This is a genomic window from Peribacillus alkalitolerans (assembly GCF_010882125.1).
GTDB classification, from domain to species: domain Bacteria; phylum Bacillota; class Bacilli; order Bacillales; family DSM-1321; genus Bacillus_BN; species Bacillus_BN alkalitolerans.
Genome location: NZ_JAAGVZ010000028.1, coordinates 1 through 26,887 on the forward strand (window position 1 = coordinate 1; position 26,887 = coordinate 26,887).

General features: G+C 37.8%; 25 protein-coding genes. 1 reads left to right on the plus strand and 24 read right to left on the minus strand.

All coding sequences use genetic code 11. The features are described 5' to 3' along the window. Positions 1 to 129: 129 nt before the first annotated feature. The 17 genes from G3O09_RS19940 to G3O09_RS20020 form a co-directional block, all read right to left on the minus strand. Positions 130 to 795 carry a Dph6-related ATP pyrophosphatase gene (locus tag G3O09_RS19940; protein ID WP_163103201.1) on the minus strand — a complete coding sequence of 222 codons (666 nt, stop codon included), beginning with the start codon at positions 793 to 795 and terminating at the stop codon, positions 130 to 132. 13 nt (positions 796 to 808) lie between these two features. Continuing rightward, positions 809 to 1,309: a GNAT family N-acetyltransferase gene (locus G3O09_RS19945; RefSeq protein WP_163103202.1), complete on the minus strand. Its 501-nt coding sequence runs from the start codon at positions 1,307 to 1,309 to the stop codon at positions 809 to 811. Between the two features lie 202 nt (positions 1,310 to 1,511). Next, the gene (locus G3O09_RS19950; protein WP_163103203.1) at positions 1,512 to 1,916 is read right to left on the minus strand and encodes a VOC family protein; all 405 of its coding nucleotides are present in this window, start codon (positions 1,914 to 1,916) and stop codon (positions 1,512 to 1,514) included. A 139-nt stretch (positions 1,917 to 2,055) separates the two neighbouring features. Beyond that, positions 2,056 to 3,585 (minus strand): acyl-CoA carboxylase subunit beta, encoded by a 1,530-nt coding sequence (locus G3O09_RS19955; RefSeq protein ID WP_163103204.1) that lies wholly within the window; start codon positions 3,583 to 3,585, stop codon positions 2,056 to 2,058. 21 nt (positions 3,586 to 3,606) lie between these two features. After that, entirely contained in the window at positions 3,607 to 4,389 is a 783-nt protein-coding gene (locus G3O09_RS19960) for an enoyl-CoA hydratase (RefSeq protein ID WP_163103205.1), read from the minus strand. Positions 4,390 to 4,419: 30 nt separating this feature from the next. Further along, the gene (locus tag G3O09_RS19965) at positions 4,420 to 5,325 is read right to left on the minus strand and encodes a hydroxymethylglutaryl-CoA lyase (RefSeq protein ID WP_163103206.1); all 906 of its coding nucleotides are present in this window, start codon (positions 5,323 to 5,325) and stop codon (positions 4,420 to 4,422) included. A gap of 24 nt (positions 5,326 to 5,349) precedes the next feature. Beyond that, positions 5,350 to 5,562 carry an acetyl-CoA carboxylase biotin carboxyl carrier protein subunit gene (locus tag G3O09_RS19970; RefSeq protein ID WP_163103207.1) on the minus strand — a complete coding sequence of 71 codons (213 nt, stop codon included), beginning with the start codon at positions 5,560 to 5,562 and terminating at the stop codon, positions 5,350 to 5,352. Between the two features lie 13 nt (positions 5,563 to 5,575). Next, the gene (locus G3O09_RS19975; protein WP_163103208.1) at positions 5,576 to 6,925 is read right to left on the minus strand and encodes an acetyl-CoA carboxylase biotin carboxylase subunit; all 1,350 of its coding nucleotides are present in this window, start codon (positions 6,923 to 6,925) and stop codon (positions 5,576 to 5,578) included. Between the two features lie 15 nt (positions 6,926 to 6,940). Continuing rightward, complete coding sequence (locus G3O09_RS19980; protein ID WP_163103209.1) at positions 6,941 to 8,629, minus strand: AMP-binding protein; 1,689 nt, start codon at positions 8,627 to 8,629, stop codon at positions 6,941 to 6,943. Between the two features lie 82 nt (positions 8,630 to 8,711). Next, a complete protein-coding gene (locus tag G3O09_RS19985) occupies positions 8,712 to 9,854 on the minus strand; it encodes an acyl-CoA dehydrogenase (RefSeq protein ID WP_163103210.1) in 1,143 nt (380 codons plus the stop codon). 70 nt (positions 9,855 to 9,924) lie between these two features. Beyond that, a complete protein-coding gene (locus tag G3O09_RS19990) occupies positions 9,925 to 10,563 on the minus strand; it encodes a TetR/AcrR family transcriptional regulator (protein WP_163103229.1) in 639 nt (212 codons plus the stop codon). A gap of 326 nt (positions 10,564 to 10,889) precedes the next feature. Next, a complete protein-coding gene (locus tag G3O09_RS19995; RefSeq protein WP_163103211.1) occupies positions 10,890 to 11,642 on the minus strand; it encodes a hypothetical protein in 753 nt (250 codons plus the stop codon). A 560-nt stretch (positions 11,643 to 12,202) separates the two neighbouring features. Further along, positions 12,203 to 14,011, minus strand: coding sequence for a bifunctional metallophosphatase/5'-nucleotidase (locus tag G3O09_RS20000; protein WP_240338505.1), 1,809 nt, complete (start codon positions 14,009 to 14,011; stop codon positions 12,203 to 12,205). Between the two features lie 232 nt (positions 14,012 to 14,243). Beyond that, positions 14,244 to 16,682 (minus strand): DNA topoisomerase IV subunit A, encoded by a 2,439-nt coding sequence (parC, locus tag G3O09_RS20005; protein WP_163103212.1) that lies wholly within the window; start codon positions 16,680 to 16,682, stop codon positions 14,244 to 14,246. A gap of 3 nt (positions 16,683 to 16,685) precedes the next feature. Next, a complete protein-coding gene (parE, locus tag G3O09_RS20010) occupies positions 16,686 to 18,662 on the minus strand; it encodes a DNA topoisomerase IV subunit B (RefSeq protein ID WP_240338506.1) in 1,977 nt (658 codons plus the stop codon). Between the two features lie 442 nt (positions 18,663 to 19,104). Further along, the gene (locus tag G3O09_RS20015; protein WP_163103214.1) at positions 19,105 to 19,515 is read right to left on the minus strand and encodes a CoA-binding protein; all 411 of its coding nucleotides are present in this window, start codon (positions 19,513 to 19,515) and stop codon (positions 19,105 to 19,107) included. 298 nt (positions 19,516 to 19,813) lie between these two features. Further along, the gene (locus G3O09_RS20020) at positions 19,814 to 21,121 is read right to left on the minus strand and encodes a purine/pyrimidine permease (protein WP_163103215.1); all 1,308 of its coding nucleotides are present in this window, start codon (positions 21,119 to 21,121) and stop codon (positions 19,814 to 19,816) included. A 175-nt stretch (positions 21,122 to 21,296) separates the two neighbouring features. Between G3O09_RS20020 and plsY the strand changes: the two genes are divergently transcribed. Continuing rightward, complete coding sequence (gene plsY / locus G3O09_RS20025) at positions 21,297 to 21,887, plus strand: glycerol-3-phosphate 1-O-acyltransferase PlsY (RefSeq protein ID WP_163103216.1); 591 nt, start codon at positions 21,297 to 21,299, stop codon at positions 21,885 to 21,887. Between the two features lie 265 nt (positions 21,888 to 22,152). On the opposite strand, the gene G3O09_RS20030 is transcribed toward plsY, so the two are convergent. The 7 genes from G3O09_RS20030 to G3O09_RS20060 all read right to left on the minus strand — a co-directional run bounded on the left by G3O09_RS20030 (position 22,153) and on the right by G3O09_RS20060 (position 26,672). Further along, positions 22,153 to 22,296 (minus strand): hypothetical protein, encoded by a 144-nt coding sequence (locus tag G3O09_RS20030; protein WP_163103217.1) that lies wholly within the window; start codon positions 22,294 to 22,296, stop codon positions 22,153 to 22,155. A 378-nt stretch (positions 22,297 to 22,674) separates the two neighbouring features. Then, positions 22,675 to 22,959 (minus strand): hypothetical protein, encoded by a 285-nt coding sequence (locus G3O09_RS20035; protein ID WP_163103218.1) that lies wholly within the window; start codon positions 22,957 to 22,959, stop codon positions 22,675 to 22,677. 143 nt (positions 22,960 to 23,102) lie between these two features. Beyond that, a complete protein-coding gene (locus G3O09_RS20040; protein ID WP_163103219.1) occupies positions 23,103 to 23,570 on the minus strand; it encodes a UPF0158 family protein in 468 nt (155 codons plus the stop codon). A 729-nt stretch (positions 23,571 to 24,299) separates the two neighbouring features. After that, positions 24,300 to 24,539 carry a hypothetical protein gene (locus tag G3O09_RS20045; protein WP_163103220.1) on the minus strand — a complete coding sequence of 80 codons (240 nt, stop codon included), beginning with the start codon at positions 24,537 to 24,539 and terminating at the stop codon, positions 24,300 to 24,302. Between the two features lie 254 nt (positions 24,540 to 24,793). Beyond that, on the minus strand, positions 24,794 to 25,114 hold the full coding sequence (locus tag G3O09_RS20050) for a hypothetical protein (protein WP_205439692.1): 321 nt from the start codon (positions 25,112 to 25,114) through the stop codon (positions 24,794 to 24,796). Between the two features lie 220 nt (positions 25,115 to 25,334). After that, entirely contained in the window at positions 25,335 to 25,790 is a 456-nt protein-coding gene (locus G3O09_RS20055; protein ID WP_163103221.1) for a YrvL family regulatory protein, read from the minus strand. A 456-nt stretch (positions 25,791 to 26,246) separates the two neighbouring features. Further along, complete coding sequence (locus G3O09_RS20060) at positions 26,247 to 26,672, minus strand: hypothetical protein (protein ID WP_163103222.1); 426 nt, start codon at positions 26,670 to 26,672, stop codon at positions 26,247 to 26,249. Between the last annotated feature and the right edge of the window lie 215 nt (positions 26,673 to 26,887).

The window sequence follows — 26,887 nt, forward strand, 5'->3', positions numbered from 1 at the left end:
AATAGAGCTAAGGAAGGTCTAAATTAAAGAAAACTACATGAAAATGACAAAAGGCATCCGAATGGGGTCATTCGGAATGCCTTTTGTCGACAATCTGAAGGAAGATCCATAGAATGGATCTTCCTCTATTTATTTAGTAACCTCTATTTCAAGGCGGTGTGTGGTTTCAAGTTTTAAGGTCTCTCCATTAATAACACCAATTGGAGTCTGAAAGAGAGGTCCATCATACACATAGGTATGGTATTCTCCACCCTCTCCCATCGGACAAATTGGCAACTGCTGAATATCGTCAAAAAAATCTGCATCTATTTCTCTTCCTAACCAGGAACGATCCATTTTTTCATCTGAGACTCGTATGACTTTTGCTTTGTAGCCAGATTTAATGAACCGGTCCAATGCAGAAAGGGACATGCTTTGTTTCATCCACAAAGGATACAATGCCTCGATTCCGACTTGATTCGCTACATCTTCTCCCCATTCCCTATGCTCTGAAAGATATAAATCTCCGAATGCAATGGCTTCGAAATGGTATTTTGATTTAGCTTCTGTCACTTCTTTTTTATAATCGTGTGTATATGTAGAAAAAGAACAAGGGATCCAATGTATAGGAATTCCTAATGCTTCACTTTGGGCTTCAATAGCTTCTTTTTTCTCTCCATGACCAAATGTCCGGTCGATATCAGCAGGCAGTGTAGTAAACAAACATACGATATCATGTCCAGCTTCCTTTAACATATGAAGGGACATACATGCATCTTTACCGCCACTCCAAGACAATGCGATTTTCTTACCCATCGTGAACCCCTTTCTATTTCAGGAATAAGACCATGTGTTGTTCATCTAAGTATCGATCATCAAGTTTCAGAGCTCTTTTCTCTTCACCAAATACTTCAAACCCAAAAGATTGATATAATCTTTTAGCAGATTCATTGGTTGAGACCACTGTTAAATTGATCTGTTCGACGTCAGTCCATTCCTTTGCTTTGTTAAGGGCTGCTGAAATCAATTTTTTTCCCATTCCTGTCCCCCTAAATTCAGGAGAAACATACATAGCATATATGTTGGCACGATGCTTTAATTTCAATCTAGTTTCTTTTACAAGTGTCACTACCCCTACTAATTCACTACCATCGAAGGCTCCGAATGTCAACGAGTAGTCTGATTGCAATCTACTTTTAAAAGAATCCAGAGATTTATCCTTTTCTTCTTCATAGCTGGAACCAAAAGCTTCAGGAGCATCTTTTAAACATTGCAACCGGATCACACGGTACTTTTCCGCATCGTTCTCTGTTAATATTCTAATATCCATAATAACCTCCAAGCCAGAATAAATGATTCCGAAATATCATTCGGACTACTTTAAAATTGGCTGTTTCGTAAACATTGTTGCTAATGCGAGTGGATGATTTCTTCACTAGGATGCTCGCTTTCCGCGTGGCTGGCGGTGAGCATCCTCGCCGCTTTACGCATGTGGGGTCTCACCTAAAACAACAATCTTTTAGAATAGAGCCTTAAAATTCAAGTGGTAGAGAAAGTTGCCATGATATCCCAAACTTATCGACAACCCAACCAAATTTTTTGCTAAAAGAATAATCACCTAAAGGCATAAGAACCTTACCACCGTCGTTTAATTTCTCATAAAGGCGGTCTATTTCTTCTTCAGTATCACATGTGAGGAATATGGAAAAAGAAGGTGTAAATGTGAATGCATGCTTTACATAACTATCAATGCACATAAACTCCTGTCCTTTTAATGAGAAGGTTGCATGCATCACACTACCTTCAGGACCAGGTTGATTCGGACCATATCTTGAAATATCTATGATGGCTGAATCCTCAATCAAATCAATGTAATAATTCATTGCTTCCTCTGCATTTCCTTCTTGGAACATTAAGAACGGTGTAACCTTATTCATAATGATTGAACTCCTTATTAATAAATTTATTTTTCTTACTATATCACATGAACGATTAGTTAGTAATGATGTTCAATTTAAATTCAGCTAAGAAAAGGGAAAACAGCCGACCCTTAGAATCGGCTGCTCTGAATCTTTATTAAACTGGATTTACTGGATGTTTACGATGAGTGAAAATCTGTTGCTTGGTACTATAAGCATCCAATCTTTGCAGTAATTCTTTTCGAAGGTCATTTGGTTGGACAATGCCATCGACAATCATTTCAGATGCAAGACGGTAAATATCAATATCTTGTCTATATTCTTCACGCTTCAATTGAATGAAATCATTTCTTTCTTCCACTGGAAGTTCCTTTATTTTGTTCGCGTATACTGCATTTACCGCTGCCTCTGGACCCATAACTGCAATGGATGCAGTTGGTAATGCTAAGCAGCAATCTGGTTCGAATGCAGGGCCAGCCATCGCGTATAATCCTGCCCCATATGCTTTTCTAACTACCACAGAAATTTTTGGTACTGTTGCTTCACTCATGGCAGAAATCATTTTTGCTCCATGGCGGATAATCCCTGCTTGCTCTACCTTTGTCCCAATCATGAACCCAGGGATGTCAGCTAGGAACAGTAAAGGGATGTTGAAGGCATCACAAAGCGAAATAAATTTAGCCGCTTTATCCGCAGAATCATGGAATAATACCCCTCCCTTGACACGTGGTTGGTTGGCGATGATTCCGATTGGCTTTCCTTCCATTCTCGCTAATCCTGTGATCAACTCCGGAGCGAATAGCTTTTTGATTTCACAGAAGCTGTCTTCATCAATGATTCTTTCAATTAAGTCATGCATATTGAAAGGAGCATTTTGATTTTGAGGAATAATTTCTTCTAATGATTTTTCAAATGATTTGATGTCTCTTGAAGGAGCAACAGGAGCTCTTTCGCCATAATTTGCTGGGAAGTACGAAAGGTACTTGCGTGCAAAGGAAATCGCTTCTTCCTCAGATTTTACCAGGACATCTCCACAACCAGAAACGGAACAGTGCATTTTTGCTCCACCCATTTCTTCTTCCGTTACTTTTTCCCCAATGACCATTTCAGCCATACGAGGGGATCCAAGGTACATGGAAGCATTGCCATCCACCATGACTACGATGTCACAGAAGGCAGGGATATAAGCTCCACCTGCTGCAGATGGACCGAATAGTAAACAAACTTGTGGGACACGTCCGGAAAGCTTCACTTGATTGTAAAAGATTCGTCCCGCACCACGACGTCCTGGGAACATCTCGATTTGATCGGTAATTCGAGCCCCAGCAGAGTCTACTAAATACAGCATTGGAACGTTTAATTTTTCTGCCGTTTCTTGGATACGGATGATTTTTTCAACCGTTCTTGCTCCCCAAGAGCCTGCTTTAACCGTTGAGTCATTCGCCATTACACATACCGTCTGACCATTAATTCTACCGATTCCCGTTACAACACCATCAGCAGGTAGGCCATCATTCATGCAATTAGCAAAAAACGCATCTTCCACTTGGACACCTTCATCAAATAATAATTCCAAGCGTTCACGAACGAACAATTTCCCTTTTTCTGCATTTTTCTCGTGGTATTTACTTGCCCCACCCTGTTTAATTTTTTCTACTCGTTGAAGAAGCTGTTCTTGTATTGTCATAGCTTGATAATCTCCTTCCCATTATTCGCCTTTATAAACAGGCTGCCGCTTTTCTTTAAATGCTTGAAGTCCTTCTAGTCGATCTTTTGTTGGAATCGTAACTCCATAGCATAGTTCTTCAATCTTTATACCTGTTGTAAGGTCCGTTTGCATACCTTGATTGATCGCTTTTTTGGCTTGCTGTAAAGCGATCGGAGCATTTTTGGCAATCTCCATAGCTAATCTTCTAGTTTCAGAGGACAGTTCTTCGTCAGGAACAGCATGGTTTACAAGTCCCAAATTCTCAGCCTCTATAGCAGATATTCTTTTAGCGGTATAAATTAGCTCTTTTGCTTTCGGGATTCCAATGAGTCGCGGTAATCGTTGAGTTCCTCCTGCACCTGGAATGATTCCAAGCGAAGTTTCTGTTAATCCCATCTTTGCACCCTCGCCCGCAATCCGAATGTCACACGCCAGAGCAAGTTCCAATCCTCCACCAAAGGCCGCACCATTAATCGATGCGATGACTGGATGAGGTAATTTTTCAATTGAGGATATGCATTCACCGATGAGTGCTACTGTCTGTTTGACTTCCGTAACATTCATGGTCGCTCTCTCTCTTAAATCAGCTCCTGCACAGAAGGCTTTCTCACCCTCACCAGTGATGACGATGCATCGAATGGACGTTTCAAAGGAAAGCCCATGCAGCAGCTCTTTAAGCTCCATTAATAAATGGCGGGATAGTGCATTGGCTGCTTCTGGTCGATTTAGAGTTATTGTAACAATCCCAAGTTCATCCGTTTCATGCTTTATACAACTGGACATCTTGAACCTCCCTGTTGCTTAGACTACTGTTTAATTGCAATTTGAACTATGTACATGCATCGTATGGCTACTTAGTGGGGAAGGTAGCTTTGATTGAATCAGCATCCCGCTTTCTAAAAGCTTAGGTTCTTGAATTCCCGTCTCATACCCCATTTCATGGAGCATATGGACAAGGTCGTCGGTGGCAACATTACCTGAAGCACCAGGTGCATACGGACAACCACCCAGCCCTCCAAGTGATGCATCAAAAATGGTGATCCCCATATCGATGGATTTCACAATATTGGCTAATGCCATCCCTCTCGTATCATGGAAATGGAGGGCTAGACGAGAAGCGTCATACCTTTTTAATAAAATGGACAACACTTCTTCCACCTGTCTTGGGTTTGCTACGCCGATTGTATCTCCAAGTGAAATTTCTTGAATTCCCTGTTCAAAAAGGGTGTCACAGACAGAAATGACAGAATCAATACTTACTTTTCCTTCATACGGGCAGCCAAAGACTGTAGAAACATAGCCTCGGGCCGTTTTTCCATTTTGTAAAATCTCTTTGACTACTTCATTCAACACAGGAAAAGTATCATTAATAGATTTATTAATGTTTTTTAGATTATGAGTCTCACTAGCGGACATAAAAACAGAAAGTTCATCAAGATTTGTTGTTAATGCAGACTCTAGTCCTTTCATATTGGGCACAAGGGCTGCATACGTTATCTGTTCTTCCTTTTGGATTCCTTTTGCAACCTGCAAAGCATCTGCAAGTTGAGGAATCCATTTTGGGTGGACAAAGGAGGTAACTTCAATATAGGAAAGACCCGTTTTGGATAAAGAATCAATCCATGAAATTTTATCCTCTGTTTCAATCATGGCTTTTTCATTTTGCAGACCGTCACGAGGACCAACTTCCTTGACGATGATTTTTTTCGACTTCCCCATGTTAGTACCTCCTTGTCTTATGATTTATTCAATGACAGCTAATACATCGCCTTCATTCACAAAATCGCCTTCATTCACTTTCAATTCAGTAACAGTCCCAGGACCTTCAGCAAAAATTGGAATCTCCATTTTCATAGATTCTAAAATGATAAGATCCTGCCCATCTACTACACTATCGCCTACTGCAACTACAATTTTCCATACACTACCTGCCATGCTTGCTTTGATTTCTGTCATTTTGTTTTGCCTCCTAAGTTGTACTTTTTGATTTTGCATAATATTTGCTAACAAATGCCGTAGTCGTGTCAGCTTCCCTAAAAGCCTCATGGGAGATGACCTCTTTTAGCATTGGAATATTGGTCTTGATTCCTTCTACTACGTAATTTGATAATGCTTCTTCCATTAATGCGATCGCTTCGTCCCTTGTAGTGCCATGAACAATCATCTTAGCGATCATTGGATCGTAGAATGGGCTGACAGTTGAACTACCATGTACCGCTAGCTCATGTCGAGCATGCTCCGGTAATTCAAGGGAAGAAATTTTACCTGGAGACGGATAGAATGTAACAGGATCTTCTGCATAAATCCGTACTTCGATCGCGTGTCCATCTAGCTTTAGCTGCTCTTGTGTAAGTTCAAGCTTTTCCCCATTGGCAACCTTAATTTGCTGCTCAACTAAATCAAGGCCTGTAATTTCTTCAGTTACTGGATGCTCCACTTGAAGACGAGTATTCATCTCTAAGAAATAAAAGTTCTTATGCTCATCCACTAAAAATTCAATAGTTCCTGCATTTTCATATCCAATTGCCTTTGAAGCCTTTACTGCTGCTTCACCCATTTTCTTTCGAGTTTCCGCATCAAGGAATGCTGATGGCGCCTCTTCTACCACTTTTTGGTTTCGTCTTTGAATGGAACATTCACGTTCCCAAAGATAAAGGGTGTTTCCATATGAATCTGCTAATATTTGAATCTCGATGTGGCGAGGATTTTCAATCAACTTTTCTATGAACATCGCCCCGTCCCCGAAAAACATCTCCGCACGTTTTTTATTCCCGTCGAATGCCTTGCGTAGCTCCTCTTCATTGTAGACAGCTTGCATTCCAATGCCGCCGCCACCTGAAGAAGCTTTTAGCATGACTGGATAGCCCATTTTTTCTGCATGCATAGCTGCTTCATCCGCGTCTGCAATGGCACTTGAGATCCCTGGAACTAAGGGTAGTCCTGCTGCCTCCATCGTTTTTCTTGCTTCGATTTTTTTACCCATCATGTTTACTACATCTGGAGAAGGGCCAATGAAAATGATGCCCTCTTCCTTACATTTCGTGGCGAATGTAGTATTCTCACTCAGGAATCCGTATCCAGGATGGACAGCATCACAGTTTGCAGCTTTGGCAACAGAGAGAATTTTATCTGCCTGTAAATAGCTATCTTGTGCACGTGGACCGCCAATGCAATAGGCTTCATCGGCTTGGCTCACAAAAGGTGCATCTGCATCTGCTTCAGAGTAGACAGCAACAGAAATGATCCCTAGTTTTTTACAAGTACGAATGACGCGTGAAGCGATTTCACCGCGATTGGCAACTAATAATTTTTGAATCATGATGATACATCCTCCTTAATTTGCGCTTATTAATTCCATGGACTGTTCACGTAGCTTGAATTTTTGAATTTTCCCACTAGCCGTCATTGGATATTCGTTCGTAAATTCAATGTATCGTGGGATTTTGTGACGAGAAATCTTTCCATCGCAAAACTCTTTGATTTCTTCCAACGTAGCCTGTTGACCTTCTTTCAGGATGATCCAAGCCATGACTTCTTCACCATATTTAGAATCTGGAACACCTATCACTTGGACATCAAGCACTTTAGGATGTTGGTATAAGAATTCTTCTATTTCTCTTGGATAAATATTTTCACCGCCACGAATAATCATATCTTTCAAGCGGCCAGTTATTTTGCAATATCCGTTTTCATCCATCACCGCTAAATCTCCTGTATGTAACCAACCTTCTTCATCAATCGCTTCACTCGTTGCATCTGGATTATTATAATACCCTTTCATGACATGATAGCCACGGGTACATAATTCACCTTGTGTACCATAAGGAACTTCTTCGTTCGTACCTGGTTCAACGATTTTCACTTCTACATTAGGCAATGCCTTCCCTACAGATGAGACTCTAAGCTCGATTGGATCGTCCGTTCTTGTCTGTGTGATTACTGGAGAAGCTTCAGTCTGACCGTATGCAATGGTGATTTCTTTTGCACCCATCTTTTCAACGACCGCCTTCATGACTTCAATCGGACAATTTGAACCAGCCATAATGCCTGTCCTTAAGTGGGATAAATCATATTCCTGGAAATCCTCCAGATTCAATTCAGCGATGAACATCGTCGGTACCCCGTGAAGTCCTGTACATTTTTCATCCTGAACCGTTTTTAGGACTGTTCGTGGATTAAACTCTTGCACCGGCACCATGGTAGCTCCCACAGAAACACACGCCATGGTTCCAAGCACGCAACCGAAGCAATGGAAAAATGGTACTGGAATACATAGTCGATCTTGGTCTGTCAACTTCATACAGCTCGCGATATTATATCCATTGTTAACGATATTACTATGTGTGAGCATTACTCCCTTTGGAAATCCTGTTGTTCCCGAAGTGTACTGCATATTGATTACATCATCAGGATGTAGAGCTTCCATTCTGAAATCCAATTCTTCCTCGGATACTCCATCACTCAAGGTCATAACATCATCCCAGCTAAAAGTACCAGGATAACTATTCTCACCAAGGACAATAACATTTTTAAGTTTTGGTAGCTTATTGCTCATTAATTTACCAGGTTGAGAATCCTTCAGCTCTGGTATGATTTCATACAGTGTATCGATATAAGAATGGTCTTTGAAAGTTTCCATTAATATCAATGTGGAGGAGTCCGATTGTTGGAGCAAATATTGAAGTTCTGCCGATCTATAGTTAGTATTTACCGTTACTAGCACTGCGCCCATTTTCCCCGTTGAAAACTGGGAGATGAGCCATTCAGGTGTATTAGTCGCCCAAATAGCAACATGATCGCCTTTTTCAATCCCTAGCGACATAAAACCTCTAGCAGCCTTCCTGCAAACATTGTCAAATTCTTCATACGTATAACGTAAATTGCGATCTGCATAGACGACTGCTTCATGATTTGGCTGTCGGTCAGCTACTTCTTCAAGTAATTTACCAACTGTGATATTCAACAAACTGGACATGATTGCTCCTCCTTTATACTTATCAAAACGGAAGGGATAAGGAATCATCCTTTATCCCTTTCGCTTAATGAAACATTATTAAATGTACTCTATTAATCTAGGATGGGAGTTTATATTCATGTTGAAGCTGTTAACAACCAAATTGTCTTGCGATGACCAATCTTTGAACCTCAGAAGTTCCCTCTCCAATTTCAAGCAACTTCGCATCACGTAAGAATCTTTCAACCTCGTATTCTCTCATATAGCCATAACCACCATGAATTTGAATCGCCTGATTACATGCGCGGAATGCCATTTCAGATGCGAAAAGTTTTGCATAAGCTGATTCTTTCGTAAAGTTTTTACCTTGATCCTTCAACCAAGCTGCTTTATATACCATTGTTCTTGCCAAATCAATTTCCATTGCCATATCTGCTAGTTTGAACTGGATAGCCTGGAAGTTTGAAATCGATTTGCCGAACTGAACTCTTTCTTTTGAATATGCGAGTGCTCTTTCAAAAGCTGCTTGAGCCAAACCTACTGCCAATGCAGCAATCGAAATTCTACCGCCATCAAGTGTGTAAAGGAATTGCTTAAACCCTTTCTCTGGGTCTCCTAAAATATTCTCTTTCGGTACCCTAACATCCTGCAAAATTATTTCAGAAGTATTGGATGCACGCACACCCATTTTGTCATAGTTACTTGTAATTTTTAGACCTGGTGTATTAGTTGGAACTAAAAATGCGGAAATGATATTTTTACCTCTTTCGTCTTTCCCTGTAACCGCTGTAACTGTAATCGTCTCAGCATAGCCTGCATTGGTAATCCAGCATTTCTCACCATTGATTACATACTCATCACCGTCTAATACAGCCCTAGTTCGAGTACCGCCTGCATCAGATCCAGCATTTGGTTCCGTCAAACCGAATGAAGCCAATGCTTTACCACTTGCTAATGGAACAAGGAACTTTTGTTTTTGTTCTTCTGTACCAAAGTAGTAAATTGGTGAAGCTCCAAGGGAAACTGCAGCAGCATAACTAAGACCAGTACCTCCACAAGCTTTACCAATTTCTTCAACTGCAATCGCATAAGAAATGGTGTCCCCACCAGATCCACCGTATTGTTCTGGGAACGGAATTCCTAGCAAGCCAAGCTCTCCCATTTGCTTAAATACCTCTTCAGGAAAACGTGAATCTCTATCAAGTTCAATTGCAATTGGCTTAATTTCTTTCTCAGCAAAATCTGCCACCATTTCTTTAATCATTTGTTGTTCTTTCGTCAATTCAAAATTCATCTTAAATCCCCCTTAGTTTTCGCAAGACCGACTAGTTGGTCTGTCCTGCACATAATGATTTGTAAACGCTTTAAATAGAGTGGGTTGTCGAATTTATTAAACGGTATTTTTGGTAGTCTTGGATGTTTTTAGCATGTTCGGTCCAAATAGACTGCAAAACAATGTCGGTAAAGATATTGGCAATTTCTTCTATCGTTTTTCCACCATCTACCCTGTACCATTTATAAGTCCAGTTCACCATGCCCAGGATCGACATGCCAGTAATCTCAATTGGTAGTTCTGTTCGAAATTCACCTTTTTCTCTACCTTCTTCGATGACTTGAAAAAGCAAATCCCTATATTGATCACGCTTTTTTTTAATAACTTGAATGTATTGCGGCTTTAAATACATGCTTTCTTGATAAAAAACTGATATATGAGGTTTATAGAGGTGAAACACTTTTACAAATGACTGTATAATACTCTGAAGTTTTTCTGTGGGGCTTTGACTGGTTGCAAGTGCTTCTTGAGCTTTATTTAATACATATGAAATAAAGTAATCATGAATGACATAAAGGAGTTCATCTTTTGACTGGAAGTGATGATAAAATCCTCCTTTAGAGGTTCCACTTTCCTGAACTATCTGATGGACAGATACTCCGTGATATCCATGCTGTTCAAATAGACGCAGTGCGGTTTCAATGATTTTATCCTTAAGTTCCGTAGCAATATTCCTCCATTCGTTCTACATATTGAAAAGGTTACTTATCCTGATTTGATTTTAACAGACAATTTAAAATTGTCAATTTCTTATGTGGAATCGCTTTCAAAAATTTTATATGCTACCCAGATAGCCCTATAACAGTTGTTTCTAGGTAGCTAAGTAATTAATTCTTTTTAATTAGGAACTGCCGTGGAGTACCTACGAATGTTGTTTTCTTGAAATCAGGATATATGGATTGGTAGTGTACATAGAAATGGCAAGCGACTTCTTTCTAATGAAAGTTTCCCTTGCCATATCCTATGATGTTCGCCTATTTTTGGTTAATCGTGCATTTATTTACGTGATTTAAGTTCTCGGAACTTCACTTTTTCTAGCACCCACTTGCCATTTGCATAAAACCAAAGTGATTCAATATCCCCGATTCCGTCTGCATGATACGCCCCGCTTACCCGCTGTATCCCATTTAACCCTAAGCCTGATAGTGTCCTTGTAATTTTCATACTTGAATAAGGATCTATCATGAGCTCGGTAGGCTCACTTAATTTCCCGTCCTTATATAGCCCCATCCGATCGTAATCTTCTTTTCTGCCGGATAAATCGATTGTATAACTTTTGTTATTTGGAAGCTTGATTCTCGCCTTGTAGCCATCTATAAAATATGCTTCTACTTGTACTGGTAGTGGAACCGATAAATCAACAAACTTCCGGTCTTTAAACGAGTACAATTCATTCTCTACAATACCTCCACTACCACCAGTCTGTATAGAAACAAAAACATCCTTACAACCATCGTGATTCAAGTCTGCGAATTGGACTGTTGGTTCATATCCGCTACCTACCTGTAATGTTTTTTCGCCACCTTCGCTAAACTGGACTCTTAAATAGATTTCTTTCAAAAAATTTGCAGTCTCGTCATATGGAATACCGATTAATGAAAGAGTGTCCTTCTTGCCATCACAGGTTACATTTTCTTTTGTTGATACTATAGTTTTAGGTTTAACTTGCGCTGCGGACGTTTCAAGTGCTGGAAGTGCAAATAAGATTCCAAATGTGATTATAGATAGGACTAACTTCTTCACTCTCAATTCCAGACCTTCTTTCTTAGTGAATATTGTGTATTTTTCGCTGTGTTTAATGTTTCCAAAATTACAGGAATTATCCTTCGTGGTTCCATTGTATATTAAAGCATTTTATGGATGTAAGGTAGTTAGTTATACCCATTAAAATGAGGCTTGGTTGGTGTCTGAACCACAGGGCCTGCTGAGCCATGGAATAAAGAATAAGTGATTGGTATTTGTAATAACAAATGGATATTCCACTCCAGACGTGGAAATACAAGAAATAAGATGGATAAAAAATCGATTTTTCTAAAAAGTGAAGGATATATTTTAAAAAATGAAGGATAAAAGATACGAAAGTGTTGGATAACCAGGGTAGAGTGAAGGATAAAAGGTCTTTTCTGTTAGATAAAATTAGGATCTTTTGGTTGACGTTCCCTCCCGAGTTCATGGAATAAGGTATAAGTTGTCGATATCTGAGAAAACAAATGGATATTTCGATAAGGCAATAAAGGGACGGTTCTCTTGCTTCTTTTTTGTATGGAAGCAGAAGAAACGTCCCTTTACTGTTTATTTGTAATCTATTCCTAATATTGAAGTTTTTGCACTCTGTTATCAATAGTATAGGTAATAGGCTGTGGTAAGGCTTGAATGAAATTCAATAGAGCATCCAAATCAACTGGACCAACTTCTTTATTTTGTGCTTTGGTAAAGACAGTAAATCCGTCACCACCTCCAGAAAGGAAGGCATTTGCTGTTACAGTATACGTTTTATTAGGGTCCATTGTTGACCCATCTGAAAGTATGATGTTTACAACCTTTTGTCCAACTGGAAGGTTTGCATCCCAAGTATATTTAAAACCAGAAATTTGAAGCATTGTCGTTTTGGATGTCCCCCACTGCTGGTTGAGGAGATCACGAATTTGCTGACCCGTCATGGTTACTTTTGTCAGATCATTATTAAATGGTTGAACTGTGTATACTTCACCCCACGTAATTTCCCCTGCATCTATATCTGCACGTATACCACCAGGGTTCATAAAAGCAATATCTGTTTTCATCGTACTTCTTTGAGCATCGGCAATTAAATCACCTAGTAGCGATTCCCCATTGGCGTTCTGCATGGCAGGTAGGTTCACAGATGTAGTTGCTATTACACGGTTTACAATCGGTTCTACTTTCTTCTCGTAATTTTCGAGCATTTGTTTTATTTCAGAATCGGGTTCAATTCCTTCTTGAAAGGTTGTTATGATTTCTGCCCTTTTTGAAACGATATCTTTTGTTTTCGGATCAATTTCAATATCAACATCAGAGAAAGCCGTTCCATAGGAATAAGATTGAACCACTAGTTTATTGTTAATGGTTGCATTCATATGGGCATGGTTATGTGCACCATAGATAATATCGACTTCTTCGTCTACATTATTTGCTAGTCTCACTAAGTCTCCTGTTGGATTTTCTCCATTTACCCCGGAGCTACCTGGATTATGTGAAAGCACAACGATTGATTTTACACCTTGTTTTTTTAATTCTGCTACATTTCGATTAATTGCTTCCACTTCATCGGTAAACTTATATCCTGCAATGCCACTAGCCACAACGACTGTCGGTGTTTCAGTTGTCACAACACCAATAAAACCGATTGGCATACCATTTACTTTCATAATCTTATAAGGCGGTAAGAGCGTTTCTCCCGTTTTTTCATTTATTACATTCGCGACAACCCATGGAAAATTAGATCCAGCAAAATTACCCGTTTTCTCATGCGTCCCCCCGTTTATCAGTCGAAGAAGTTCGTTTACTCCTTCATCAAATTCATGGTTACCAACTGTTCCGATATCAAAACCTAATTTGTTCAAAATCTCTATCGTGGGTTCATCCTGCATAAGTGCGGAAACAGGTGGGCTTGCCCCAACCATATCTCCTACTTGTACATGAAGGGTATTTTTATTTTCTGATTCCCTTTGTTTTAAATAGGCTGCTAACACATCTACTCGACCTGCTGATTTTCCTGCTACTTTACGCGTAACATTTAACTGACCGTGTAAATCATTAATTCCTAGTAATTGCACTTGAATAAATCGATTGTCGGCTGCAGGTGGTTTTTGTTTTTTCTTTTGTGTAGCTTCTGGACGATTAGAAATATGTCCATGATATTCTTCTGATAAACCATTGTCTCCTCGGGCAACCTCATTCGTCTTACTAGGATTATTAGTTTGGTTAGTTGTTGTATTAGTAAGATTGATTTTGTTGATATCATTATTCTTGTCCTTAACCTGCCGATACCCTTGATTATTCGTATTGTTTTGCATTTGATCATTACCATATTGGTTTCCCGTACAACCTATTAAGCTGATAAGGGTTAAGAAAATAAATGCTCTATACATCCAGTTCATAACATTCCTCCTTATGTAATATAGTGTGCTCATTTTATATTTTGTAAGTGGGGTTTTGAATATTCAGCTTAGAAGTTAACAACAGAAATTATGTTCCTTTGATAACGAGTTTTGAATAAAAAGTAAATATCTATAGACCAACCCTGGAAACTTTCAAGATATGATTTACAATCCAAGTCTCCACCATATAAATTAAAAAGGGTGACCCCTTTTAAAAGAGCCACCCTTTTTTCTATGAATCAGTTTGTTCAGTTTTGGAAAAAGCCTTGGATACAAGGATGATTGGACCTGATTCACTTTCGTCAAAAATGAAGGATCCATTTGAATACCGGTCACTGAATTTAAGTTCAGTCATTGGAAGTTCTGTTGATTGTCCCTTTTCTGTCATGACAGTAATGACATCAGTTTGATCCACAATCTCTACTCCAGCAATTCTATGAGGATTATTTTTTAATTCTCGAAGCATGAGGACACCTCGTTTTGCACGGGTTGTTTTCTCAAACTCTGATAGTTTTACTCTCTTAATCGCTCCGCGTTGAGTAGCTACTACTAGAGATTGCCTTTCATCTTCGATTATTTTTCCGCTTACTACATAATCGTCCTCTTTAAGGTTCATCCCTTTGACACCGGCTGCACGTGCGCCAATAGGGGTAATTTCCTCTTCTTTAAACCATAATCCATATCCTAATCTACTAGCTAAGAAGATTTCCTTATTTCCATCCGTAACATGGACTTCAATAAGTTCATCCTCATCCTTTAAATTGATTGCAACAAGTGGCTTAGAATATCGCTGCGCCTTATATAAAGCAAGTTCTGATTTCTTCACCATTCCATTTTTCGTAATAAATAATAAGAAATGCGGTTGTTCGAAGTCTTGGATAGGAATCGCTTTCAAAATGGTTTCGTCTCGATCAATCGGGATAATATTAGCAATATGTTGTCCAATGTCCTTCCAACGGATGTCTGGAAGCTGGTGGACAGGACAATATAAATAATTCCCTTTGTTCGTAAAGAGTAGGATAACATCCTTTGTGTTCATTTCGTATTGATAACGAATCATGTCAGTATCCTTCATGCCGTAGTCTTGGCCTCCGGATGCAGCAAAGGATCTCAGGCTTGTCCGCTTAACATAGCCCTCTTTCGTCACAGTGACCCATACGTCCTCACTTGCAACCATAACATCCAGGTTGATTTTGATTTCTTCGATTTCCTCTTCGATTTTGGAAAGTCGAACGTCATTGAATTGTTTTTTAACACCTTTTAGTTCATTCTTGATCACTGCAAGAAGCTTTTTCTCGCTTTCAAGAATTGAAAGTAGTTCCGCGATTTTATTTTTCAGTTCTTCCGCTTCTTCCTGAAGAGCTGTAATGTCTGTATTCGTCAATCTGTATAATTGCAACGAAACGATGGCTTCCGATTGCGGTTCGGTGAAATCGAATTTAGCCATTAAGTTGTTCTTTGCATCACGCTTGTCATTAGAAGCACGGATTGCTGCAATGACTTCATCCAGGATGGACAATGCCTTCATTAAGCCTTCGACTATATGTTCACGGTCACGAGCTTTCTGCAATTCATATTTCGAGCGGTTTGTAACAACTTCCTTCCGATGATCGATATAGGCGTCCAAAAGGTCTCGTAAACCCATAAGTGTTGGACGTTTTTTATGGATTGCCACCATATTGAAGTTATATGGAACTTGAAGGTCTGTACTTTTATAAAGGAAATTCAAGACGCCGTCCGCATCTGCCTCCTTTTTTAAATCGACAACAATCCTAAGCCCTGTACGATCCGTTTCATCACGTATTTCGGAAATGCCTTCCACTTTCCTGTCTAATCGAAGCTCGTCCATCTTTTTCACGAGGTTGGCCTTGTTCACTTCGAAAGGAATCTCAGTAATGACGATTTGCTGCTTTCCTCCACGAACATCTTCAACCGCAGCCTTCCCACGGATAATGATTTTACCTTTACCCGTTTCATAGGCTTTTTTGATGCCTTCCACCCCTTGGATGATCCCTCCGGTTGGAAAGTCTGGACCTTTAATAACTGTCATTAATTCATCGACAGAACTGTCTGGGTTTTCCATCCGCATGATGGCTGCATCGATGACCTCCCCAAGCTGATGAGGAGGGATTTCTGTCGCGTAACCTGCTGATATCCCAGTTGATCCGTTCACAAGCAGGTTCGGATACATCGCTGGCAGGACAACTGGTTCACTGGATGTGTCGTCAAAATTCGGTATGAAATCTACGGTCCTTTTTTCAATATCACGCAAAAGCTCACCTGAAATGGAAGACAGGCGAGCTTCTGTATAACGCATTGCGGCTGGTGGATCTCCGTCGATACTACCATTGTTACCGTGCATTTCTACTAACAGCTTACGTAGCTTCCAATCCTGACTCATACGGACCATTGCGTCATATACAGAAGAGTCTCCATGCGGGTGATAATTCCCGATTACATTACCGACTGTCTTCGCAGACTTCCTGAATCCTTTTTCATGCGTATTCCCTTCAACGTGCATTGCAAAAAGAATACGTCGTTGTACCGGCTTCAAACCATCACGTGCATCTGGCAGTGCACGATCTTGGATAATATACTTACTATAACGACCGAATCGATCGCCTAACACTTCCTCCAAGGGGAGGTCTCGGAATTTTTCCATTGATGTCATGTTTTAGACCTCCTCCGTGATGATCATGTTCTGATTGTCTAGGATATTTGAATCCTCTTCCATACCAAATGCGACATGGGTTTCAATCCATTTTCTACGAGGTTCTACTTTATCTCCCATCAATGTAGACACACGTCTTTCTGCACGGGCAGCATCATCTATTCGTACCCTGATCAATGTTCTGGTCTCTGGATTCATCGTAGTATCCCAAAGCTGGTCTGCATTCATCTCTCCAAGACCTTTATATCTTTGAATGATATATCCTTTACCAACTTTTTTGATGGTACCTTGAAGTTCGTCATCATTCCAAGCATACTCAATCACTTCTTTTTTTCCTGTACCTTTACTTACTTTATATAGAGGTGGCAATGCGATAAAGATCTTTCCTTCCTCAATTAAAGGTCGCATATACCGATAAAAGAACGTTAGTAACAAGACTTGGATATGGGCTCCATCTGTGTCAGCATCAGTCATGATTACGATTTTGTCATAGTTGATGTCGCCAACGTTAAAATCAGGTCCAACGCCACCACCAATTGCGTGAATGATAGTGTTAATTTCTTCATTTTTAAAGATATCCGAAAGCTTGGCTTTCTCGGTATTGATGACCTTACCTCGTAAAGGCAAAACTGCCTGGAATTTACGGTCACGACCTTGCTTAGCAGAGCCACCTGCAGAATCACCCTCAACTAGGTACAATTCATTTTTCTGAGGGTTCCTGGACTGAGCAGGTGTTAGTTTTCCAGAAAGAATCGAATCAGATTTCTTTCTCTTTTTGCCACTCCTTGCATCCTCACGAGCTTTTCTAGCCGCCTCACGTGCTTGGTATGCTTTAATCGATTTTTTAATAAGCATAGAAGCAGTTTCAGGATTTTCTTGAAGGAAATATGCTAAATGTTCTGAAACAATCGAGTCCACACTTGAACGTGCTTCACTTGTTCCTAATTTGCTTTTTGTCTGGCCTTCAAATTGAAGTAATTCTTCAGGGATTCTCACTGAAATAATGGCTGCTAATCCTTCACGGATATCAGTACCTTCAAGATTTTTATCTTTTTCCTTTAGCATGCCTGTTTTACGGGCATACTCATTGAACACACGAGTCATGGCTGCTTTAGAGCCAATTTCATGTGTTCCTCCATCCTTCGTCCGAACATTATTGACAAAGCTCAAGACATTATCAGAGTAACCATCGTTGAATTGGAATGCAAAATCTAATTCAATACCGTTTTGCTCCCCTTCAAAGCTAACTACTGGATGAAGAGTTTCTTTATCTTCATTCAAATATTGGACAAATGCTTCGATACCATTATCATAATGGAATGTTTCATGTTGTCCATCCCTCTCATCGATCAGCTCAATTTTCATCCCCTTCATTAAGAAAGCAGATTCTCTTAAGCGCTCAGATAAAGTCTCAAAGTTAAAAGTAGTTGTAGAAAAAATCGAAGCGTCTGGTTTAAAATGGATTGTCGTCCCGTTTGATTTGCTTGTCCCAACTTTTTCAAGAGTCGTAACGGGTTTACCACCATTCTCAAAGCGTTGTTTATACAAATTACCGTCTCTCTTAATGGTAACATCAAGCCAAACGGAAAGTGCATTAACTACCGAAGCACCTACTCCATGCAATCCACCGCTTGTTTTATAGCCGCCCTGTCCAAATTTCCCACCTGCATGTAGGACTGTCAGGATGACTTCTGGGGTTGGTTTACCGAGTTTATGCATTCCAGTAGGCATACCTCTCCCCTTATCAACTACACTAATGCTATTGTCTTTATGTATTTTTACGATGATCGTATCGCCATGCCCTGCTAGCGCTTCATCGATAGAATTATCTACAATTTCATAAACGAGGTGATGAAGACCTCTTGCATCCGTACTACCAATATACATCCCTGGTCGTTTACGTACAGCCTCCAACCCTTCCAGTACCTGGATGGCATCGTCGTTATATTCAATGGTTTTAGTATTCCTAGCCACTGACATTCCCCTTTCTAACAAAACATCCACCAAATCAGTCTTAGATTTTTATTTCTCCCCTAAGACTCTGAACCTTGCATTTTTAGTTTTAAAATTGATTTTAATCAGATGTAATAATTATTATACCATACTAAGAACAATCGTTCGGTTTCGACTTTCCATTACAACCTCGTTTTACAATAAGATCATTGTTCTTTAATGGTAAAGTCTATGACTTATTGTATCGTTAAAAAATTTTTTCGCAAATAATCTTTTTGTTCGTTTTGGAAAATTTTATTGAAAATACTCGATATTTAACGGAAGTAAATGAGCTAAAGCCAAACATTAGTGAAAAGAAATTATATACTATCTTCAAATTGGATGTCCTAATCTTGAGCCATTTCTTTAATTAAAGGATAAAAAAACAAGGATATATGCTTTTATTAAGCTTATCCTTGTTCATCAAATGTTATTTAGTTAATGCATGTTCCACTTTTATGCAGCGGTCCATGATTACTGTATGCCCTTTATCCTTAAGGAATTGATAAGCTTCTTCATTTTCTACCCCTAATTGTGCCCAAAAAATGTCTGCATCAATTTCAGAAAATTCTTTTGCTATTTCAGGGAGTGCTTCAGATCTTCTAAATACGTTGACGATATCAACATGTCCTTCAATATCTTTTAACGTAGGAACAGCTTTAACTCCTAACGCTTCCTCAATGGATGGATTCACAGGAATGATTTCGTATCCATTATCTTGCATGGCTTTGGATACCATGTATGACGTTCTTTCTGGATTATCTGACAGGCCTACTACAGCAATACGTTTTGAAGCCTTTAAGATTTTCCCCATTTCTTCACGTGTTGGATTTTGAATCATATCAATCATCCTTTCCTTTTTAGTCATTATAACAACACAAGAAATCGCAAAGCTAATTTTTACTCCTGAAATAAAACTTTTAAAGAGTCTTTTGCGACTTTTTTACATCCTCTTTGTCTATATCTACCGAAGCATTCATTTCCGACATGTCTTCTTCCGTGATCTTTCCACCTAACTCATTAAGTACCTTTTCCAATTCAGGGAACTATTCAAGTGTTGTCATTAAAATCAAACTCAAAAGAGTCATGTTGATTTCTATATTTTCTGTTACCATTTAAGATGTTATTACAATCTCAACCTATTTATCCTTATGCTTCTCATGTTGAGATGAGCGATCCAAGTAACTCACGAGTTGTTGGCCTATAATGATCGCAATCGTTCCCACAATTAGTCCATTTGAAAAAATGGCTGTGACGATTGGAGACAAGCCGACAAATGAATCAACAGGAACGAACATACAGCCCACTCCAATAAAAAGGGAGATGCCTATGGACAATTTTAAGTTTGGGTTGTCACTTCTTTGTATATCTTGCAGTGCTAATCCAATCATCCCCGCAAAAACAACAAAACTAACAGAATAACCTACAGGAGTGGGTAAGCTTGATAAAAAATTCATCATTGCAGGAAATAATGAAACAAGTATTACTAAACAACATCCTAAGACAAAGGGCAAACGGCTTACTGTTTTTGTAGTCTGTATGACCCCCCCTGCCCCCGATAAAGGAACAGGTCCCATTGTGCTAAATAAACCAGCAACAATTTGACTGATGCCCCCCATCATACCAGCATAATTCTCCCGATTTTTGGCGGTAGTTTTTCCATAACCTTGCACTACTTGTTCAACAATCCGTATACTTGCAATCATGTTAGTAATGAGTAAAAGTGTCACAAATAGTGATGCTACAATCAAACCACCATCAAAAATGGGACCACCAAAAACTAAAACTTTTGGGAAACTCATCATATTTCCAGAGTGTAAAGGTATGGTTGCAGTTAATCCAAACACCCCGAATAAAGTCCAACCAAATGCTAGTGATAATAGTATGGCGTATTGTCTTAACAAGGGTTTAGTACTAATAGAAAGTAGTATGGTAAAAGCAACTATGAGGAAACATAGCATGGCCACTTTTCCATCTATCGAGTCTTGCCTATATCCTATTCCAAGCATGCCAATCACAAAACTTTTGCTAAGCTGAAGAACTAATAGAAGGAGATAAACTCCTGTTACGGCTGGAGTGAATAACTTGCTAAGTGGTTTGATCAGTCCAAATACACTTAATAAAATAAAAATGACACCACTTGCAATTAATGCGCCTTGTAAAGCTTGTAACGTTTCTAATTCGCTAGAAAATAAAGTGCCTGAAAGACCAGCATAGACCGTAAAAATCCCCCACCATATTCCTGCTGGCCCATCATTAATTGGCAATCGATGACCGAAATAGGCTTGAAGAATTCCCGCTACTCCCATTACAAACATATTCCTTTGTACGAAAGAGGAAGTAGCAGCAGCATCTAGCCCAAATAACCCGGCAACTGCAATTGGGGCCACTATAGAACTAGCAAACATAAATGCCATCCATTGCAAAGAAGAAAATGTAGTTTTCATGGTATACACCTACCTTTTTCTAGAATTCTGCCTCATTGTATGTCATATGGAAAAGTTTCTCAATCAATACACTTAAAAAGGCTTTAATTGAAAATTCTTAAGGTTTTATCTCAAAAGTCGTGGTAAAATAATAGCACTGCATGATTCAAGAAAAGATTTAGAAAGGGCTAATCAAATGACGTTTTTAGTTATTATTCTTTCGTATTTAATTGGCTCCATCCCATCGGGGTTAATTATCGGTAAGATGTTCTATTCAACCGATATAAGAGAGCACGGGAGCGGAAACCTGGGAGGAACGAACACTTTTAGAACTCTAGGTGTTAAAGCAGGATTAATCGTTACGATCATGGACGTTTTGAAAGGTACATTAGCTACCGCTCTACCTTTTTTATTAGGAGTAGACCTACATCCACTTTTAGTCGGAGTATTTGCGATCGTAGGCCATATGTATCCAATATTTGCTGGATTCAAAGGCGGTAAAGCCGTAGCAACATCAGGTGGAGTTTTGCTTGGTTATGCACCTTTATTGTTTCTACTGTTGTTTCCAGTGTTTTTTATTACCTTGTACATAACAAAGTATGTTTCACTTTCTTCTATAATTACTGCAATCATTGCGTTAATAGGTGCGATTATAACTGGTGATCTTCTTTTAATCATCGTTGTAGCCTTGATGGCAATCTTTATTGTTTATAGACACCGAGCGAACATAAAGAGGATAAGAGAAGGAAATGAACCTAAAATAAAATGGATGCAGCGTAAAAGGTAATTGAGGATAAGAAATCAAATATGTACAAATAAAATATTTTCACAAGCAACCTCGAACACTAATTGTCGAGGTTTATTTTTGTATTTTAATTGGTAAATAGGTCTCTAATGGTTATATAACTACCTCTCACTACTTCTGAAAGAAAAAGAGGGAAGTGGGAGACCCCACCCTCCCCGTGGAAAGCAAGTGCCTCTCGCTGCAATCAACGGACAATCTTTATAATAACAACAATCTATTCGAAAAGAGCAAAAAAAAAGACCTGATATTAATCAAGTCTTCCCTCTTTCTCATATGCAATCACCACAACATCTTTATTGGTTTGTGATTTAATCTTGTTTTCAAACGCCTTAATTTCATCTATCACATTTTCTTCCAAAACAGCAGCGGAATACATGTTTTTACTATTCATCATTTCACCCCTTTTCATTAGTATGACCGATATATTTATTTACATCCAATAAAGGTTGTAATCCCTGCTTCTTCTCTTTGTGTAAGTGTTTCAATTTATTACACTATGAGATAACATAAGGATTGTAATATGTGAAAAAATGAATGAAGAAAATAATGATCTGTTCTATATCTAACATAGTAAAAAGGCATTTCATGGTAACGGGTTTTGTTTTGAAGTCCAAAACTTAAAATAGTTTGGAAAATAACAAGTTAAATCGCACAAAAAAGACACCGAAATTTACGGTGCCTTTTTTATGTATTAATTATTTTTCTTGTTCAACTATAGCCCCATTTAGTTTAAGTGAAAGGTTTCACGAACTATAGCAAGTTGTTATCTTTAACTAGTTCTATATGGACGAGCCAATTGTAAAGAAGTTAGTCGTTCTACTAACTCTAAATACTCATCATTATTAATTTCAAATGGTTCCCACTCTCCTGCACGAGGATAATCACCTTTTAGGAACAACCTATTAACTATATCAAGTGTTGGGATTACCTTTTGAAAATCTAGTAATAGCATTCCCGTATCAAATATTAATTCTGCTGGTGTACCTTTCTTTGATACAAAATTTCCCTTTGAACCATATGCTTCAGGGAGTAAGTTATATTCAAGTGTTCTCAATTTTCCAAACCCTTTCTCAAGTATCCTTCCCCTTTAACTAAATTAAGAAAATAGTCGCAAAACAACCTTGTACTCCTACTCAAGCACGTTAGTTGAACTAAGAGCTACCGATAAAGAAATCGCCCTTGTTCTTAAAATGACTTTTATTCAATATAGTTTACATTGTTGACTTTACACCAATCTATAGCAATCTCTTTATATCGTTCGTCACGATATGAATACCATTGATCTTCAATATCAAAATCGATGATTTTATCCTTAAATCTTCTAAAGGCACCCTTTCCCTGAATTGCATTTAATAACAAATTTCGTTTTTCTAGATCACTTACCGACAGGCAAAAATCTTCTATAATCTCATATTCGTTAACTTCATATTTTGTCGGTAGCTCTATGTAATTCTCAAAGTTTTCAAATACATCAATTGCAACATTTCTATTTTCTTGTTGCCAATCAGGTAAATGATTAATTGGTTTTTCCTCTTCAGCTGCTATTAAGTCTTCCGAAGTTACTGAAATAATTTCACCTGTTTCTATTTTAAGAAATGTCCGAGACTCTTCAAACTCCATTTCCAATTCTTCAATAATATATTGTAGCTTTACTGGATTGCCCAATTTTTAATCACCCTTTATTTTTAATAATTCACCCCGAGTTGAAGAAGTAAATATAAATCAATTTTTAATTGATAAAAATGTATCTACCATACTTATCATAAAATACATTGTACTCAAGCCATTCCCAAATTTCATCTTCTTTTTTTCCTGAGTTCTGCTTCAACTTCATCTTCTGTATAAATATCAATTTGTGGTCGAGCTTCTCCTATTTTTAATATCTATTCGAAAAATTCTTTTGTCTCACTTTTTTCTACATCGTCCTCAATGTCCATTCTTTCGAAAACCCCTGCATATATATTATCCAATAAATCAATTCCTTTAAAAGAAAATACATCGCCGCATAAAGTTTTCGTTCGTCTCTTCTGTAAATTTAATTGTCATTTATGGTCACCTCGATAAAATTTTAACCGAGCCATCTTCAACTATACTGCCCTTTAGGTCAATATTAATCTTCCGAAATGGCAGCTGAATCTTCACTCGAAAGGTCCTGTTATTTCTACAAGATTTATCTATTGTATAGGAAATTTAGGTATATAAGAGAAATATGTAAAAGGAGATGAGATGGTAAAGAAATAATTGGAAATTTATGTTAAACTCTTTTTAAAAGGAGGATTATATTTCAAGTATTAATAAGTCTATTACTGAATTTTTTCTGAAATTCCACAAACCTGCTAAGTAAAAAAAACCGTTCCTGATTATTACAGAAACGAATGAGTTAGTTGGAATAGATTACTCCTTAATACTTTTATGAAAATAATAAATGCCGATAAAAAAGAAAATTATACTCAACAATAAAGGTATGAATCCAATGTTATACAAAGCTGTTCCGAACTGACCAAAATTAGAGCTCCGTCCTATCCCACCTTCTTCAGATGAATATAACGAATAGACTGCTGCCGATATAAGTGTCATTCCGAATAAAAGGGTGCTGGATAGAATTCCAATACCACCAATTACAAGGTTTTTCATTTTTTCCCCCTAACTTAAAAATATGAATTTATATATTAAATTCCATCCTTAACTCTCAGAACCTTTTCATTTTACAAATAAAGCTTATTAAACTAAACGGCCCCTTTAATTAAAAGAGAAAAGCTGTCGCAATGACAGCTAGTTCTAAATTTTAATGTTAATTATTTTTGTGTTTTTTCGTAGAAAAATAGATAGGTAATAGTATTGATAGGACTATAGGAGCTAGTCCAATTAATATAATTGTCCCCATTAGATTAATCATGTTTTTCATCTGTGAATATTTTAAAAGCCCCAAATATCAACACTAGAGGAAGTACTACTAACACAAGTCTGAGCAAATAAACTTCATAGAAGAAGAAATTCAATAAAATAAATGGAATTCCAAGCATAAGCGTAATTGACACGAACTTAGCATATCGAATAGCGGTTCTTGATATTTCTGGTTCCTCTTTGTACATCCATCGATTTCCAAATAAATAACTTTCTTCAGGATAAAAGTATGTCCATAGTAGCACCCCATATATAGGAATCATTATAATCATTGAAATAATAACGTTAATAATCGTATCAACCATAATACTCCCCCTAAGAATTCAGTAAAATCAACGTGGATTCTCTTAAATATTACGTTTTCTTTCTATATAGGTTTCACCTAATCCTCTTCATTATGGGAATATATTGTCTTATGATACTAACCGGACCTTTTAGCTCAATTCAACAAAAAAGAGCATTAATCCTTCTTGGATCAACGCCCCCGTTAACGAAGTAGCACATATGAAAAAGACAAATAAGAATTTACTTTTTATTTTTCTCCTTATCATCAAAGGCAACTTCAATAAAGAATAATAATAAAATTGTAACGATCTCAATTGTTAATGGAATTGTAATACTTTTCATTAGTTCATCAATAGTATGAAAAGCTAACCAATTAAATGTGCAATCAATAAGCAGTCGTGTTATAAATAATTTAAATTTATCTGATATATATTGGGATGATAACTTAATAAGAACATTGGCGAATAAATCCAATACTAAACCAAAAACAAAGAAAAACAAAACAAAACCTAAAATAGAGTATGGAGATGTATATTCCACTCCAAATAATCTAAAAAAGCCTACAATCCCAAAGAAAAAAATCCCTATAACAAGTGTAATGGATAGTACGACAAGGAGTGTTGACGCTGTAATAACCAGCATCTTTTCAAATAAATTTAAATCTCGAAATGAATTTTTATGATTTTTTAGTTTCATTGTTAATGACATTCCTTTTTTACGAAACTTACAATTACTAACAAATTGTTACCTATCATTATAATATACCTTCTTTTACTAAACCGCCCTGTTTTTTCAATAAATTCAACCAAAAAATGCGTCAATCCTTCTTGGACCAACGCACACGTTAGCTGAGTAAAAGTTAATTTATTTAGATTTATAATTGTTTTTTGTTGTTATTAAAAAGTATGAAAAAAACAGTCCTACTCCTAGAAATAGAATGGTAGTTATGAATGTTGTTGTTCCAGGGTTTTCATTGATAGTTTTCCATAATGGTTTACTTTCCAAATACGGTTCTTCTAACAGAGTACCTACTCCTAAAACAATACCCTCTTTTTCATATAATATTGCCCATATTTGGTATATCTTTGCCAATATAAATCCGACTACCAAACCCTTTTTGTTTACTCAGGTGATTCACCACCTCTATAATGACTAAAAACCTTGATCTTCCATCATTTTCATAGGGTCATCATGAGTAATCGTAAAAACCATCTTTATTGAGTCCTCTTTCACATGTAGTATGTAAAATGAATCATGTACGAGATCAAAAGTTTGTCCGGATTCTTTCTCTACTCTTACTTTTCCAAGAACCTCTACTAATACATAGTTATCTTTCAGTAGTGTTTCGGCCACTGGGGTTAGCGTAAAGGATTTATAACCTAAAGATTTTAAGTATTCACCAGACTCTTTTGTCCCAGCTAAATAATCTTCTTTCTTTATTGCGTGTACATCTCCGGAAGGATAAGCACCCACCAAAGGATCACTCACAAGTGGTTCAAGCAGATCTGGACTATACAAATTATTCGCCTCTTCGAAATTCATAAAATAAGTTTTGATTCTTTCGCTTACTTTATTCATGATTATTCCTCCTCTTAATGACTAATTGTTTAGTCATTTTTATTTTTAAATGTATGCAATGGCTTGTTTAATTACTACTCGCATTCCCTGCCAATAGTACCTCCAATAAGATAAATCAGTTCATTTAAATTGAATTTTCGAATCATCCCTAATCCCCTTTTTACTTTTTTCTTGCTACTATCTGAAGGTTTACTTACTATCTTATTTAGCTAACC